Source organism: Ralstonia pickettii (genome assembly GCF_030582395.1).
In the GTDB taxonomy this organism is placed as follows: domain Bacteria; phylum Pseudomonadota; class Gammaproteobacteria; order Burkholderiales; family Burkholderiaceae; genus Ralstonia; species Ralstonia pickettii_D.
In genome coordinates this window covers 2,682,985-2,697,956 of sequence record NZ_CP104381.1, presented here as the reverse complement: position 1 = coordinate 2,697,956, position 14,972 = coordinate 2,682,985, and the positions used below count along the sequence as shown (strand labels likewise).

Annotated in this window: 13 protein-coding genes; 4 read left to right on the top strand and 9 right to left on the bottom strand. The window is 64.7% G+C overall.

The annotated features are described in order from the left end of the window. Both N5B55_RS13050 and thiL read right to left on the bottom strand, forming a co-directional pair. Positions 1-579, bottom strand: coding sequence for a phosphatidylglycerophosphatase A family protein (locus tag N5B55_RS13050; protein WP_178961029.1), 579 nt, complete (start codon positions 577-579; stop codon positions 1-3). Beyond that, complete coding sequence (gene thiL / locus N5B55_RS13045; protein WP_304538390.1) at positions 576-1,661, bottom strand: thiamine-phosphate kinase; 1,086 nt, start codon at positions 1,659-1,661, stop codon at positions 576-578. The genes N5B55_RS13050 and thiL overlap by 4 nt, the downstream gene beginning before the upstream one ends. Positions 1,662-1,822: 161 nt before the next feature. On the opposite strand from thiL, the gene N5B55_RS13040 reads away from it, so the two are divergent. From N5B55_RS13040 to N5B55_RS13030, 3 genes are all read left to right on the top strand, one after another. Next, positions 1,823-4,168, top strand: coding sequence for an NADP-dependent malic enzyme (locus N5B55_RS13040; protein WP_304538389.1), 2,346 nt, complete (start codon positions 1,823-1,825; stop codon positions 4,166-4,168). 470 nt (positions 4,169-4,638) lie between these two features. Further along, positions 4,639-5,070, top strand: a complete 432-nt coding sequence (locus N5B55_RS13035; RefSeq protein ID WP_304538388.1) for a ribonuclease — start codon at positions 4,639-4,641, stop codon at positions 5,068-5,070. Then, positions 5,067-5,690, top strand: a complete 624-nt coding sequence (locus N5B55_RS13030) for a barstar family protein (protein ID WP_012762915.1) — start codon at positions 5,067-5,069, stop codon at positions 5,688-5,690. The genes N5B55_RS13035 and N5B55_RS13030 overlap by 4 nt, the downstream gene beginning before the upstream one ends. A 92-nt stretch (positions 5,691-5,782) precedes the next feature. Here N5B55_RS13030 and araH read toward each other — a convergent pair whose 3' ends face one another. From araH to N5B55_RS13000, 6 genes are all read right to left on the bottom strand, one after another. Continuing rightward, positions 5,783-6,793, bottom strand: a complete 1,011-nt coding sequence (araH, locus tag N5B55_RS13025) for an L-arabinose ABC transporter permease AraH (protein ID WP_304538387.1) — start codon at positions 6,791-6,793, stop codon at positions 5,783-5,785. Between the two features lie 33 nt (positions 6,794-6,826). Next, complete coding sequence (araG, locus tag N5B55_RS13020) at positions 6,827-8,356, bottom strand: L-arabinose ABC transporter ATP-binding protein AraG (RefSeq protein ID WP_304538386.1); 1,530 nt, start codon at positions 8,354-8,356, stop codon at positions 6,827-6,829. Between the two features lie 66 nt (positions 8,357-8,422). Beyond that, positions 8,423-9,427 (bottom strand): arabinose ABC transporter substrate-binding protein, encoded by a 1,005-nt coding sequence (locus tag N5B55_RS13015; RefSeq protein WP_304538385.1) that lies wholly within the window; start codon positions 9,425-9,427, stop codon positions 8,423-8,425. Between the two features lie 53 nt (positions 9,428-9,480). Next, positions 9,481-10,419: a Gfo/Idh/MocA family protein gene (locus N5B55_RS13010; protein WP_304538384.1), complete on the bottom strand. Its 939-nt coding sequence runs from the start codon at positions 10,417-10,419 to the stop codon at positions 9,481-9,483. Positions 10,420-10,421: 2 nt separating this feature from the next. After that, positions 10,422-11,363: a dihydrodipicolinate synthase family protein gene (locus N5B55_RS13005; RefSeq protein ID WP_304538383.1), complete on the bottom strand. Its 942-nt coding sequence runs from the start codon at positions 11,361-11,363 to the stop codon at positions 10,422-10,424. Positions 11,364-11,389: 26 nt separating this feature from the next. Further along, on the bottom strand, positions 11,390-13,126 hold the full coding sequence (locus N5B55_RS13000; protein WP_304538382.1) for an IlvD/Edd family dehydratase: 1,737 nt from the start codon (positions 13,124-13,126) through the stop codon (positions 11,390-11,392). Positions 13,127-13,326: 200 nt separating this feature from the next. On the opposite strand from N5B55_RS13000, the gene N5B55_RS12995 reads away from it, so the two are divergent. Then, positions 13,327-14,271 (top strand): LysR family transcriptional regulator, encoded by a 945-nt coding sequence (locus tag N5B55_RS12995; RefSeq protein ID WP_012762908.1) that lies wholly within the window; start codon positions 13,327-13,329, stop codon positions 14,269-14,271. 54 nt (positions 14,272-14,325) lie between these two features. On the opposite strand, the gene N5B55_RS12990 is transcribed toward N5B55_RS12995, so the two are convergent. Continuing rightward, complete coding sequence (locus N5B55_RS12990; RefSeq protein WP_116575581.1) at positions 14,326-14,925, bottom strand: YidB family protein; 600 nt, start codon at positions 14,923-14,925, stop codon at positions 14,326-14,328. Between the last annotated feature and the right edge of the window lie 47 nt (positions 14,926-14,972).

The following is a 14,972-nucleotide window of genomic DNA, read 5'->3' as shown; positions in this document are numbered from 1 at the left end:
TCAAAACGAGCGCCACAGCGCAAACACGAGCAGCGTGTAGAACGCCGCGAGAATGTCATCGACCATCACGCCATAGCCGCCGCGCAGGCCAAAGCCCTTAAGCGTGCGATCGTAATAGCGGATGGGTGCCGGCTTGACCATGTCGAAGAAGCGGAACCAGAGGAACGCGGCAAACTGCCCGCCCAACGTGGTCGGCGTGACGAAAGCCAGCACGATCCAGAACGCGACCATCTCGTCCCACACCATGGCGCCGTGATCGGCCACACCCAGATCGCGTGCGGTGCGGGCGCATGCCCAGATGCCGATCACGAAGCCAACCGCCGCGATCAGCAGCCAAGTCGGTCCCGAAATCCAGCGCGCAAACACCACGTAGATCAGCCAAGCGTACAGCGTACCGACCGTACCCGGCAGGATGGGCGATAAGCCCGAGCCGAAGCCCAGCGCCAGGATGCGTGCCGGATGGCCGAACATGAAGCGCGCCGTAGGGCGCCGCACCTGCATGGTCTGGCCCGCTTCCAGAACGACAGTTTCAGGCTGGCCCGGTGGATTGGAGGGTGGGAAGGGGGCGGAAGACATCATGAGGCGGAAGAGAAATGGTCGAAGCTGCTGTGCGTGAACAGGACGGGGGCACCTTGGGCATCCACGAGCCGCAAGCCCGTTTCAGCATCGATGCGGCCGATGCGCGTGACGGCCACACCTGCACGCTGGCCCGCGGCAACCACAGCGTCGCGCGCATCGGCAGGCGCAGTGAAGCAAAGTTCGTAGTCGTCGCCGCCCGCCAGCGTGCATTGCAGCTGAAGCGCGGCGGATTGCGCCGCAAGCGTGGCTGAGCGCGGAACATCGTCGACCATGATTGTTGCCCCGACGCGGGACTGGGCGAGGATGTGGCCAAGGTCACCCAACAAGCCGTCCGAGACGTCGAGCGCCGCCCGGGCGACACCGCGCAATGCCACGCCGAGCGCAACGCGCGGCGTGGGCATGTCCATGCGCGGCTGCACCAGCGCGAGCGCCTCTGGCGCGAGCGTCCACTCGTTGCGCAGGGCGCCCAGCGCCAGCCGGGCGTCACCGACGGTGCCCGAGACCCAAAGGTCATCGCCCGGGCGGGCAGCGTCGCGGCGTAGTGCCGCAGCGGCGGGGACGTCGCCAAAGACGGTCAAACTGAGCGTGAGCGGCCCGCGCGTGGTGTCCCCCCCAATGAGTTCACAGTGAAAGGCATCGGCGAGGGCGAGCAGGCCTTCAGAAAAGGGTTTGAGCCAGACCGCGTTGGCTTCTGGCAGCGCCACGGCCAGCGTAAATGCGCGGGGCTCCGCACCCATGGCAGCCAGATCCGACAGGTTGACAGCCAGAGCCTTATGTCCAAGTGCACGCGGCTCCGCATTTGGAAAAAAGTGCCGCCCGGCGACCAGCATGTCGCTGGAGATCGCCAATTCGTGCCCGGGGCGGGGCGCGAGCAATGCGCAATCATCGCCGACGCCGAGTGTCGCTTTTGGCGTCGGACGCGTGAAATAGCGCCGAATGAGATCAAATTCGGATAATTTTGCGCCGGAATCAGCGGAATTACGTGGCTTGGCGGGCTCGGACACGGCAGCGGCGATGGAAAAATATGGGGCAAGCCCGATGGTGCCGTGACAGGACGGTGGAATATTGTAGCGAATGTGCATAGCACTCCCACCCAAAATCCCGTTGTGAGATCGCTTTTCACTATATAAAATGACGGGCCCAAGGAGGCGGACCGTATTCCCGTGGCGCTCGTGAGGGTATCCCGGTGGCCCGCTAGATGCGACGGCCGGCGCGCGCGCTGGCCACCCGATACGAGAGACCCATGACCACGGTGGATACCCAGCCTCAGCAGCCCGCCCGCACGGATGAAGAACTCAAGGCGCAGCAGCGCGCCGCCTTGCGCAAGGCCGCGCTGGAGTATCACGAGTTTCCCACCCCGGGCAAAATTTCGGTCACGCCGACCAAGCCGCTGTCGAACCAGCGCGATTTGGCCCTGGCCTACTCGCCTGGCGTGGCCGCAGCCTGCGAAGAGATCGTCGAAGACGTTGCCAACTCGTTCCGCTACACCGCTCGCGGCAACCTCGTCGGCGTGGTGACCAACGGCACGGCAGTGCTCGGCCTTGGCGACATTGGCCCGGAAGCATCGAAGCCGGTCATGGAAGGCAAGGCAGGGCTGTTCAAGAAATTTGCCGGTATCGATGTGTTTGACATCGAGATCAACGAAAAAGACCCCCAAAAGCTGGTCGATATCATCGCCTCGCTGGAGCCGACCTTCGGCGGGATCAACCTGGAAGACATCAAGGCCCCGGAGTGCTTCTTCGTCGAGCGCGAACTGCGCAAGCGCATGAAGATTCCCGTCTTCCACGACGACCAACATGGCACGGCCATCGTTGTGGGCGCGGGTATCACCAACGCGCTGAAGGTGGTCGGGAAGGACATCAAGAAAGTGAAGCTGGTGGCCTCGGGCGCGGGCGCTGCTGCGCTCGCTTGCCTCGACCTGCTGGTCGATCTGGGCCTGCCGCGCGAAAACATCTGGGTGACGGACCTGGCCGGCGTGGTCTACGAAGGCCGCACCGAACTGATGGACCCGGACAAGGCGCACTTCGCACAGAAGACCGACTTGCGCACACTGGCTGAAGTCATCGACGGCGCCGACATTTTCCTGGGCCTGTCCGCCGCTGGCGTGCTCAAGCAGGACATGGTCAAGCGCATGGCCGACAAGCCGATCATCTTCGCGCTGGCCAACCCGAACCCCGAAATCCTGCCGGAGCAGGCCAAGGAAGTGCGCCCCGATGTCATCATGGGCACCGGCCGTACGGACTACCCGAACCAGGTCAACAACGTCCTGTGCTTCCCGTTCATCTTCCGCGGTGCGCTGGACGTGGGCGCAACCACCATCACGCGTGAGATGGAAGTTGCCGCCGTGCACGCCGTGGCGGAACTGGCCCGCCAGGAGCAAAGCGACATCGTTGCGTCTGCCTATGGCATCCAGGACCTGTCGTTCGGCCCCGAATACCTGATCCCGAAGCCCTTCGACCCGCGCCTGATCGTCAAGATCGCGCCGGCCGTGGCGCAGGCGGCCATGCTCTCGGGCGTGGCACAGCGCCCGATCGAGGACATGGATGCGTACCGCCAGCATCTGCAGCAGTTCGTCTACCACTCCGGCACGCTGATGAAGCCGATCTTCTCGGCCGCCCGCAAGGTGCCGATGGAGAACAAGCGCATCGTCTTTGCCGAAGGCGAGGAAGAGCGCGTCCTGCGTGCCGTGCAGATCGTCGTGGACGAAACGCTCGCCAGCCCGATCCTGATCGGCCGCCCGAGCGTGATTGCCCACCGCATTGAGCGCTTTGGCCTGCGCCTGCGCGAGGGCGTGGACTTCACCGTGGTCAACCCCGAGCATGACGAGCGCTTCCGCGACTACTGGGAGACGTACTACAAGCTGATGGCACGCAAGGGCGTAACGCCGCAGTACGCCAAGCTGGAAATGCGTCGCCGCAACACGCTGATCGGCGCGCTCATGATCCAAAAGGGCGAAGCGGACGGCATGATCTGCGGCACGATCAGCAATACGGCTGCGCATCTGCGCTATATCGACCAGATTCTGGGCGGCACGAACTGCGTGTACGCGGCCATGAACGGGCTGGTTCTGCCCGGTCGCCAGGTGTTCCTGACGGATACGCATGTCAACGTCGACCCGACCGCCGAGCAGCTCGCTGAGATCACGATCATGGCTGCCGAGGAGTTGTGCCGGTTCGGTATCAAGCCGAAGGTTGCGCTGATGTCGCATTCGAACTTCGGCTCCTCCGAGGCGCCTTCCGCGGTCAAGATGCGTGAAACGCTGGCGATCCTGCGCGAACGTGCCCCGAACCTCGAAGTGGACGGCGAAATGCACGGTGACGCCGCGCTCGACGAGAAGCTGCGCGCATCGCTGGTGCCGGATTCGACGCTCAATGGCGAGGCGAACCTGTTGGTCATGCCGAACATCGACGCCGCGAACATCGCTTACAACCTCTTGAAGGCTGCTGCAGGCAACAACATCGCCATCGGCCCGATCCTACTGGGCGCTAAGAAGCCGGTACACATTCTTACGCCGTCGGCGACGGTGCGACGCATCCTCAACATGACGGCCTTGACCGTCGTGGATGCCGCTGCCCAAGCGCAACGCTGATCACGGAAGCGCCATGAGAGGGAGCGCACGATGCTGCGCTCCCTTTTTTATGTCTTAAGTTTGCGTGCGCTCACATTGACGCAAAGCTAATGGTTGTCTGGAAAAACCCTTCAGACTTTCACCGTCGGTTGATTGTTGTCATCGATGAGCGTACCCTTACGGGCTGAAGGGGTGCTTCTGGGCACATGAGGTCCGAACCGGGCCAGACGGGTTCAACAATGCGGTTTTCCGTACACACGTCTACCGGATCGCCTTATTCGGTGCGCGCAATGGATGGGTTTTTGCAGGCGGAAGGATTCCCCAAGTCTTCGGCAGTCGCCCGACTTGTCATTCCCTGCCAGGCCTCTCAGGCGTTGAGCCACTTCGCTTTCAGCTGCAAACCGGCTGTCCGGATCGTTATTGGACGGCCACCTGCGCTTGTGACCTGCGCCGGGCTCCGGTCGGCGCGATTCTCCCGTTAGGGCCTGCTGATGACAAAGCGACTTGGAGCGTGGATCGGCCGCTCCGTATCTCAGGCGATGGCACGTGGCGCGCTGGCGGCGACGCTTGCGATGTCACTGGCAGGCTTGCCGGCCGATGCGGTCGCCCGGGACAACTCCGGCATGGCGGCCGCCGTGGGAACCATTCGCGCGGCAGACCTGCCCAATGAGGCGCAGCGCACGCTGGCACTGATCGAGCAGGGCGGCCCGTTCCCCTATGCAAAAGATGGCATCACGTTCGGCAACTATGAGCGACGTTTGCCTGCGCAGCGGCGTGGCTATTACCACGAGTACACCGTGAAGACGCGGGGGGCTCGTAACCGCGGCGCCCGGCGCATTATCTGCGGCGGGGATCAGCAAGCGGCCAACGACTGCTACTACACGGAAGATCACTACAACAGTTTTCAACGGATACAGCGATGACGACCAACATGTTTGGGCTGGACGACTCGCTCACCGCACGCGATGAGCGCGTGGCCCGCGAGGCGTGGCACAAGGCGCAAAATCTGTACGACGGTGTGGTGGGGATGCAAGCCCTGGGCGCACGCGTCGGGGGGGCGGCCAAGTTGCCCCAAAGTGCACCGCAGAACATCATGACGCAGGACAACACCCAGACGGACGACGACGGAGGCCGCGAAGACGCCATGAACCTCTTCAAGACGGTGCGTCCGAATATCGTGCAGTCGATCCGCGCGTTTCGCGTAGCGGATCTGGCCGAATCGGCGGCCAGCCTGGGTCAGCATTTCCTGTACGCCAATTGCTCGGCCGCGACCACCAAGAGCGAAGTGCTCGACGTGATTGCACGCGAGTTTCTGTTCCCGAAGCATTTCGGCAAAAACTTCGACGCCCTGGCCGACTGCCTGACCGACATGATCTACAAGGCCGGCCCGCAGCCGGGTTTTGTCATCGTGCTCGAGGGCCTGCCGTGCCAGCCGAAGTTCGACAAGGAAGCCCGCGAAGTGCTGCTAGACGTGTTCCGTGACGCGGCCGAGTTCTGGGCAGAGCGTAAGGTACAGTTCCGCGTGTTCTATTCGTTCGCCTGAGCCAGGCCGCTTGGCCGGTTGTTCGGCCCGGAAATGAAGAAGCCCGCAAATGCGGGCTTTTTTGTTGCCTTGAAAACGTGCCACCACGCTTTTCAGCTGGCCCGCTTGTTGCGACGAATGCGGTCAAACCACACTGCGAGCAGCAGAATGCCGCCGCGGATCAGGTACTGATAGAACGTCGGCACGTTCATCAGGCTCATCGCGTTCTGCACCGACCCCATGATCAGAACGCCGACCAGCACACCGGACACGGTGGCCACCCCGCCCGTGAGCGAAACCCCGCCCAGCACGCAGGCCGAGATCACGCCCAGCTCAAGCCCGACCGACGTTTTGGGATCGCCCAGGCTCATGCGCGAGGCCAGCATCACGCCGGCGAAACCCGTCACCAGGCCCTGGAGGACGAATACGGCGATCTTGATGCGCGTTACCGGCAGGCCGGCAAGCAGCGCGGCTTCCTCATTGCCGCCGACGGCGAGCACGTTCTTGCCGAACACCGTCTTCTTGAGCAGGAAGCCGAACAAGGCGAAACCGACGATGTTGCTCCAGATGGGGTAGGAAATGCCGAGGAATGACCCGCCGCCCAGGTCGAAGAAGCGCTCTTCGGAAATCATTACCGCGTCGCCGTTGGAGGTGATGAAGGCGAGGCCGCGCACGACTTCCATCATGGCGAGCGTGACGATCAACGAGTTGATCTGGTAGCGCGCCACCAGCACGCCGTTGACGAGCCCGACCAGGCCGCCCGCCAGCACGCCGGCCCCGACGCCAAGCACCACGCTGTGCGTTGCGGTGATCAGAGTGGAGGCCACTACACCCGCGAACGCGACGATGGAGGCGACTGAAAGGTCGACCTCGCCCAGGGCGAGCACGAACATCATCGTGACCGAGATGGAGCCGATCAAGGTGACCGAGAGCAGCAGGCCCTGGATATTGCGGCTGCTGATGAAGCCCGGCACCGTGCACGCCAGCGCGGTGAACAGCAGGACGAACACCAAGACGATGCCAGATCGGTTGACCAGTTCCCACGTGAGGGCGGCGCGGCTGGGGATGCCCGGGGCCGCCATTGGGGGGCCGCCCGGCACGGATTCGGTGGATGGCGTTTGCATAGGATCGGTTTCCATGAGGGCGTGATGCGCACGCTAGCGTGGCAGCGCGAGTTTGATGAGGGTGTCGGGCGAGGCGTGCTCTCTGGGCAGGTCGCCGACGATGCGGCCCTGCTTCATGACGAGCACGCGGTCGGAAACGCCGATGACTTCCGCCAGATCGCTCGACACCACGATGACAGTGCGACCGGCCTGGGCGAGCCCATAAAGCAGGCTGTAGATTTCGCTGCGGGCGCCGACGTCGATGCCGCGCGTGGGTTCGTCCATCAGGAAGACGTCGATGTCATCCGCCAGCCAGCGCGAGAGGATCACCTTCTGCTGATTGCCGCCCGAGAGCTTGCCGATCGGCGATTCACCATTGCGTGTCTTGATGGCAAGCTTGTCGATGAAAGACTGGGTGGTCTGCGTTTCCTGCCGGTTGTTCAACACGCTGAAGCGGCTGAAGTGGCGCCGGCAACTGATATTCAGGTTATCCGAGACCGAGGCGATGGCGACGATGCCTTCCTGCTTGCGGTCTTCCGGGCAGAGCGCGACACCCGCGCGCACCGCATCGCGCGGCGTGTTGAACTGGACGCGCTTGCCGTTGAGGCGAATCTCGCCTGCGGCGGGTTTGACCGCGCCATAGAGCAGCTTCATCAGCTCCGAGCGCCCCGCGCCGACCAGCCCGAAGAAGCCGACGATTTCGCCTGCATGCGCCCGGAACGATGCGGGTTCGCTCAAGCCGGGTCCCATCAGGCCGCGCACGTCGACCTTCACGCCGCCGAGCGGGCGCGGCTTGTAGCCGTACACGTCCTGGATCGAGCGCCCGACCATGCAGCGGATCAGACGCTCGCGGTCGAGGTGGGCGCCGGCGTTGAACGTGTCGATGTGCCGGCCGTCGCGGAATACGGTTACGCGGTCGCACAGCTCGTACACCTCTTCCATGCGGTGCGTGACGTAGATGACCGCGCGGCCCTCGGCCTTGAGTGCGCGAATGATGCGGAACAACTGCGTCGTCTCGCGCGAGGAGAGCGAACTCGTGGGTTCGTCGAACGCGATCACGCGCGCGTCGCGCATCAGCGCCTTGCCGATCTCGATCATCTGGCGCTGGCCGATCGACAGGTGCTTGACGGGCTGGGCCGGATCGAGCCTTTCGCCCAGCCGTTCGAGTGCACGCAGCGCGCGGGCGATCAGCGTCTTCTCGTCGAGCACGCCAAAGCGGTTGGGCAGCGCGCCGAGCATCAGGTTTTCTGCCACCGTCAGTTCCGGCACGAGGTGCAGTTCCTGATAGATGATCGCGATGCCCGCCGCAATGGCCGCGCGCGTGTTCGTGAACTGCTGCGGCACGCCGTCCAGCGACAGCGTGCCGGCCTCCGGCTGGTTGACGCCCGACAACACCTTGAGCAGCGTCGACTTGCCTGCGCCGTTCTCGCCCATCAGGCCGTGAACCTCGCCGCGGCGGATGTCGAGCGATACATGGTCGAGCGCCAGCACGCCAGGAAAGCGCACGGTGATGCCGTCCAGCTTCAGATAAGCGGTAGGAGAAGCGTCGGGCGGACCGCTCGCATCAAGTGATTGGACTGTCATCGATTGCTCTTTGCGGATCGGCGTGGGGCGCGTGGGGCACGGGACGGGCCCGCGCCGCGCGTTGCATCAAATGCCCAGTTCCTTGCGCACTTCCTGCCAATTGCTGCGCACCATCAGCTTGCCGGTGGTTTGCGTATCGGCCGGCGGCTGCTTGCCGGTCTTGATCCAATCGACGAGGTTTGCAGCGCTCTCCTTGCCGTGGTTCGTCGAGCTGACGGCAATCGTGCCGAAGAAGCCGGTCTGCTCCTTCTTCTGGAATTCGGCAAACGCCTCGCCGGCACCGTTGATGCCGACGCCGATCACATCGGCTGCCGGAATGTGCAGCTGCTCGGTGGCGCGCACGCCGCCCAGCACGCTCTCTTCATTGAGCGCGAAGATCACCCACTTCTTGATGCCTGCATGCTGTGCCAGCACCGGCGACGCGGCATTGAAGCCACCTGCGTCGTCGGTGGTCTTTTGCGGCGCGTCGAAGATGTTTTCTTTTTTGAAGCCGCCGGCCAGCAGTGTCTGCGTCGCGCCGTCGGTACGCAGCTTGGCGGTCGGCAACTCATAGTTGGTGATGCGCAGCGCGCCCACTTCCTCGGGCTTCCAGCCGCGGCGCTTCATCTCGTCGGAAATCGCCTGGCCGACCTGGTTGCCGATCTTGAAGGCCGACATGCCCAGGTGCGGCACATTGGCCAGCGGCTTGCCGGACGAGTCGACGAGCTGATCGTCGACCGTGACGAACTTCATGTTGTAGTGCTTGGCGCGTGCCGAGATGGCCGGCCCCAGGCGCACGTCCGGCGCGCAAATGACGAAGCCCTTGGCACCCTGCGCACCAAGGTTGTCGATGGCGGACAGCACTTTTTCGCCATCGGGCGTGCCGATGTTCACCACCGAAAAGCCGTTCTTCTGACCAAGCTCGGTGGCGGCTTTCTGCTCGTTGATGAACCACGCCTGCTCGGGCATCTTGACCAGGAAGCCGATCTTGAGCGGCTCGTCGGCGTGGGCGGGCAGGCTGGCGGCCAGCGGCGCCAGGCACAGGGTGGCTGCCAGGGCGGACAGGGTCAGCCGGCGAAGTTTGCGTTGCATGCTTGTCTCCTCGTTGGAATGGCTCTTATGGCACTACGTGAGTCGGGCGTGCCTCATGGCACGAAGGGGTCAATCAGATGGCGCCGGCCGAGCAGCATGGCGTCGGCCACGTGCTGCAGCGGGCGGACATCGACATCGCTTCCGCCGCTTGCGATCAGCTCGAGAAAGCGCGCGTAGAGGCTCGGGTATTCGCGCTCGGGGCCGACGTCGATCTGCGCGCCGTCGATGGCCAATTGCTTGCCGCCTTGGGCGAGCCGCAGCGTGCCGTCGCGCGTGGTCACGTCGATTTGCCAGAGCTCGCCTGCGTCATGGCGCCAGTCGAATTCAGCGTGGATCGGCGTGCCGGCCGCATCGGTGAATGCCAGGTGGGCGGCAATCGGCGTCTGCTGATTGGCGGGCACCCACAGGTCGGCCCCCGTCAGAAAGAACGCATGCGGCAGGACGCGCGTCAGGATCGACAGCGCGTTGATGCCGGGGTCGAACACGCCCAGGCCGCCCGGTTCCCAGATCCATGCCTGGTTGGGGTGCCAGCGGCGCACATCTTCTTTCCATTGCACGTTGACGGAGACGATGGCCCGGCGTGCAAGCCACTCGCGGGCGGCTTCGACACCGGGCGCGTGGCGCGAATGCCAGGACGCGAACAACGTGCAGCGATGCTCCCGTGCCAGTTCGGCAAGGAGCGCCACTTCCGACACGCTCGCGCCGGGAGGCTTCTCGAGCATCACGTGCTTGCCTGCCGCGAGGGCCGCGCGGGCCTGTGCAAACCGCACCTGTGGCGGCGTGCACAGCGAGACCGCCTGCAGCGCGGGTTCGTCTGCGAGCATGGCGTCGAGCGTCGTGTAGTGCTGCAGGCCGTCGACGCGTGAATGCGGGCTGGCGCAAGCCGCGAGCCTGAACCCGGGCTGTGCGGCAAGCGCCGGCAGATGCTGATCGCGCGCGATCTTGCCAACGCCGACGATCCCGATCGAAACCGGATGGAGTTCACCGTGCATGGCTATCGCCCCCAACGCAAGACGAGCGGGTCAAGCCGCCGGGCAATGTCGACGAGGCCCCGGCGCGTGTCCGGATGCATCGGCGGCAACGGATGGCGCGGCGCCTCGCAGGCGATCACGCCGCCTTCCTTCATCAACGCCTTGGCGGCCAGGATGCCGGCCTGCCGGTTCTCGTGATTGATGAGTGGCAGCCAACGTTGATACAGATCGAACGCGAGATCGTGCTGCCCTTTGGCGTGCGCCTCGATGATCGGCCGGATGCCGTCGGGATACGCGCCGCCGGTCATGCTGCCCGTGGCGCCGGCATCGAGATCCGCCAGTAGCGTGATGGCTTCTTCGCCGTCCCACGGGCCTTCGATGGCGTCGCCCCCAAGGCGGATCAGCTCCCGCAGCTTGGCCGCCGCACCCGGCGTTTCGATCTTGAAGTAGGCCACCTGCTCGATCTCGCGGGCCATGCGCGCGAGAAACGCAGCGGACAACACCGTGCCGCTGGCCGGAGCATCCTGGATCATGATCGGAATACCGACGGCATCGGACACGCGCGCAAAGAATTCGTAGATCTGCGATTCGGGCACGCGGAAGGTGGCACCGTGGTAGGGCGGCATCACCATCAGCATGGCGGCGCCCATGTCCTGCGCGCGGCGGCTGCGTTGCGTGCAGACCTGCGTGCTGTAGTGCGACGTGGTCACGATCACCGGTACGCGGCCCGCCACGTGTTCCAGCGCGGTGCGGGTGAGCACTTCGCGTTCGTCGTCCGACAGCGAGAATTGCTCCGAGAAATTGGCCAGGATGCACAGGCCATCGGAGCCTGCATCGATCATGAAATCGATCGCACGCTTCTGGCTGGCAAGGTCGAGTTCGCCAGTTTCCGTGAACGTGGTGGGCACCACCGGGAAGATGCCGCGATAGCGCGGTGCGTGCGCGGCGGGTTGATCAATCGGCAAAGCCAGTCTCCTACGCGTGTGTCGATTCAGTGCGAATGGCGCGGCACGGCGGCGCCACGGCAGCCGACCAGGAAATCGAGGTCGCAGCCCTCGTCGGCCTGCAGTACGTGGTTGACGTACAGGCGCTGGTAGCCACCGCCTTCACCATGGGAGCGCGGCGCCTGATAGGCGGCCATGCGGCGCGCAAGTTCGGCGTCGTCGATGTCCAGGTGCAGCGTGCCCGCTTCGCAGTCGAGTTCGATCCAGTCGCCGTCCTGCACCGCGGCCAGCGGGCCGCCGGCCGCCGCTTCGGGCGCAACGTGCAGCACGACTGTTCCGTAGGCTGTGCCGCTCATGCGTGCGTCGGAAATGCGGACCATATCCTTCACGCCCTGGCGCAGCAGCTTGGGCGGCAGGCCCATGTTGCCGACCTCTGCCATGCCCGGGTAGCCCTTCGGCCCGCAGTTCTTCATCACCAGCACGGAGCTGGCATCCACGTCCAGCGCTTCATCGACGATGCGTTCCCTGTAGTGTTCAAGGTTTTCGAACACCACCGCTCGGCCGCGATGACGCAGCAATTCCGGACTGGCGGCCGATGGCTTGAGCACCGCACCGCGCGGCGCGAGGTTGCCGCGCAGCACGCGAATGCCGCCGTCGTCGATCAGCGGTTTGCTGAGCGGGCGGATGACTTCGTCGTCGGTGATGGGCGCGTCTTTGACGTTCTCCCACAGCGTCTTGCCGTTGACCGTCAGCGCATCGGGGTGCGGCAGCAGGTTTGCTTCACCGAGTCGACGCAGCACGGCGGGCAGGCCGCCGGCGTAATAGAACTCCTCCATCAGGAAGCGTCCCGAGGGCATCAGGTCGACGATGGTTGGTGTGTCCCGGCCGATGCGTGACCAGTCTTCCAGCTCCAGCGGCACGCCGATGCGACCCGCAATCGCCTTGAGGTGGATCACCGCATTGGTCGAGCCGCCAATGGCCGCGTTGACGCGGATGGCGTTCTCGAATGCAGCGCGCGTGAGGATCTTGGACAGCGTCAGCCCTTGCAGCGCCATCTCGACGATGCGGATGCCTGACATATGCGCAAGCACGTAGCGCCGCGCATCCACCGCCGGAATGGCCGCGTTGTGCGGCAGCGAGGTGCCGAGCGCTTCGGCCATGCATGCCATGGTGGACGCCGTGCCCATCGTGTTGCACGTGCCGGCCGAGCGTGACATCCCCGCCTCGGCGGACAGGAAGTGATGCAGGTCGATCTCGCCTGCCTTGAGCGATTCGTGCAGCTGCCACACCGCCGTGCCCGAGCCAATGTTTTTTCCGTCGAGCTTGCCGTTGAGCATCGGCCCGCCCGTCACGACGATGGCCGGCACGTCGCAGCTTGCCGCCCCCATCAGCAGGGCGGGCGTGGTCTTGTCGCAGCCGGTGAGCAGCACCACCGCGTCAATCGGGTTGCCGCGAATCGCCTCTTCCACATCCATGGCCGCAAGGTTGCGCGTGAGCATGGCGGTCGGGCGCAGGTTCGATTCGCCGTTGGAGAACACCGGAAACTCCACCGGAAAGCCGCCCGCCTCGTAGATGCCACGCTTGACGTGTTCGGCCAGCTTGCGGAAATGCGCGTTGCACGGCGTCAGTTCCGACCAGGTATTGCAGATACCGATGATCGGGCGGCCGTCGAATTCGTGGTCGGGGATGCCCTGGTTCTTCATCCAGCTTCGGTACATGAAGCCGTTCTTATCGGCGGTGCCGAACCATTGGGCCGAGCGCAGCTTGGGTTTCGATTCCGACATGGGTGCGTGTGTCACGGACGTGGTTGTCGATGCGCGCGCGTCAACCGGCAGCGCGGCACTTGCAGGGCGCGCGGCACGTCCGTTGTCTCCGGTGTGGTTGTGGTTTTTTGATCGGACCGAGTGTACGGAGCGCCCTGATATCCTTCCAATGAAATATTGGCCGTGACCGATATCCGATTTGATATCTCGAGGAAGACCCGATGTCGAACAGCCCCTGGTATGTCCGTGCGCGCCTGAAGACGCGACAACTGCTGTTGCTGATCGCCCTGGCGGAGGAGGGCAACATCCATCGGGCGGCCGCTGCGCTCAACATGACGCAGCCCGCCGCTTCCAAGCTGCTGCGCGAGCTGGAAGCCATGCTGGATGTGCAGCTGTTCGAGCGCATGCCGCGCGGCATGCGGCCCACGCGCTATGGCGACGCGCTGATCCGCCATGCGCGCGCAGTCGTCGGCAGCCTGGATCAGGCGCAGGAGGAAGTACTCGGCCTCAAGGCCGGCCACCTGGGGCACGTGGCGGTGGGCACCATCACCTCGCCGGGCGTGCGGCTGTTGCCGCCGGTGGTGGCGCAGATCACGCGCGAGCATCCGGGGTTGCGGGTATCGCTCGAAATCGAAAGCAGCAACGTGCTGCTCGAACGCCTGGCGCAGGACAAGCTCGACCTGGTGGTCGGCAGGCTGTTTGCCGAGCACGACAAACTGCACCTGCGCTACGAGCCGCTGGCCGACGAGCCGGTGGTTGCGGTGGCGCGGCCGGGGCATCCGCTGCTGTCAGAACCGTCGCTGACGCTGGCCGATGTGCAGACAGCCACCTGGGTGGTGCCGCCTATCGGCAGTGTGCTGCGTCACCGGTTCGATCTGATGTTTCAACGGGAGAGCCTGACAGCGCCGTCCAGCGTGGTGGAAACTTCCGCGTTGCTCTTCCTGACGCGCATCCTGGAGCAGAGCGACATGTTGGCCGTGATCGGCACCGATGTCGCGCAGTACTACGCGTCGTACCGCATGCTGGCGATGCTTCCGTTGCCGATGCCATGCCAGATGGACGATTTTGGCATCATCACGCGCACCGACCGGTTGCTGTCTCCGGCTGCGCTGCATGTGGTGCAGGCCCTGCGCGACGCGGGTCGAACAGCCTACGGCGCGGCTTGATGGCCCTCGTAAAAAGCCCGCAATTGCGGGCTTTTCTCTGTGCAGCGATGGCGTTCAGGCCGCCGGCACTGCGCCCTGCGGCGTGAGGTGGTTGACCGCTTCGGGCAGGCCTTCAGCGAGGTGGTTGGCGAGGTCGCCTTCGCTGATACCCAGGTGGGCGGCCAGTTTCGACACCTCCTCCAACGCACCTGTGCCGCTCAGTGCCTGCGTGATCTGCTCGCCCGACACCGGCAAGTTCTGACCATTGCCGATCCACGATTTCACCTGTTCGCCCAGACCGGCTTGTTCCAGGATCTGCTGCAGCGGCCCAATGCCACCCACCGCTGCCTGATCTGCATTACCGCTGCCGCCGCCCAGCAAGCCGCCGAGCAGACCGCCAAGGCCACCCGCTCCGCCAGCGCCGCCGAGCAGGCCGCCCAGCGCGCCGGCACCCCCTGCCGCACCCAGCAGGCCACCGAGCGAACCGAACAGGCCGCCGCCCTGTTCTTCCTGCCCCTGGGGCGCGGCCGCATCGCCCGCGCCTCGCGACTTGTGCTTCATCGCCAGATAGGCCAGCACGCCCACGGCCAGCAGCACCTTCTTGTTGCCCAGCAAGGACGATTGCGCGCCGCTGGCGTCGTTGCCGCCGCCGAGAATCGAATCGAGTAGACCCATGATGAAGCTCCTTTGGTCAATGGCGGGTATGGAGGGAAGGGCCCGCC

Coding starts and splice junctions, on each gene's coding strand:
- N5B55_RS13050 (WP_178961029.1), bottom strand. CDS start 579: ATGATGTCTTCCGCCCCCTTCCCACCCTCCAATCCACCGGGCCAGCCT.
- thiL (WP_304538390.1), bottom strand. CDS start 1,661: ATGCACATTCGCTACAATATTCCACCGTCCTGTCACGGCACCATCGGG.
- N5B55_RS13040 (WP_304538389.1), top strand. CDS start 1,823: ATGACCACGGTGGATACCCAGCCTCAGCAGCCCGCCCGCACGGATGAA.
- N5B55_RS13035 (WP_304538388.1), top strand. CDS start 4,639: ATGACAAAGCGACTTGGAGCGTGGATCGGCCGCTCCGTATCTCAGGCG.
- N5B55_RS13030 (WP_012762915.1), top strand. CDS start 5,067: ATGACGACCAACATGTTTGGGCTGGACGACTCGCTCACCGCACGCGAT.
- araH (WP_304538387.1), bottom strand. CDS start 6,793: ATGCAAACGCCATCCACCGAATCCGTGCCGGGCGGCCCCCCAATGGCG.
- araG (WP_304538386.1), bottom strand. CDS start 8,356: ATGACAGTCCAATCACTTGATGCGAGCGGTCCGCCCGACGCTTCTCCT.
- N5B55_RS13015 (WP_304538385.1), bottom strand. CDS start 9,427: ATGCAACGCAAACTTCGCCGGCTGACCCTGTCCGCCCTGGCAGCCACC.
- N5B55_RS13010 (WP_304538384.1), bottom strand. CDS start 10,419: ATGCACGGTGAACTCCATCCGGTTTCGATCGGGATCGTCGGCGTTGGC.
- N5B55_RS13000 (WP_304538382.1), bottom strand. CDS start 13,126: ATGTCGGAATCGAAACCCAAGCTGCGCTCGGCCCAATGGTTCGGCACC.
- N5B55_RS12995 (WP_012762908.1), top strand. CDS start 13,327: ATGTCGAACAGCCCCTGGTATGTCCGTGCGCGCCTGAAGACGCGACAA.
- N5B55_RS12990 (WP_116575581.1), bottom strand. CDS start 14,925: ATGGGTCTACTCGATTCGATTCTCGGCGGCGGCAACGACGCCAGCGGC.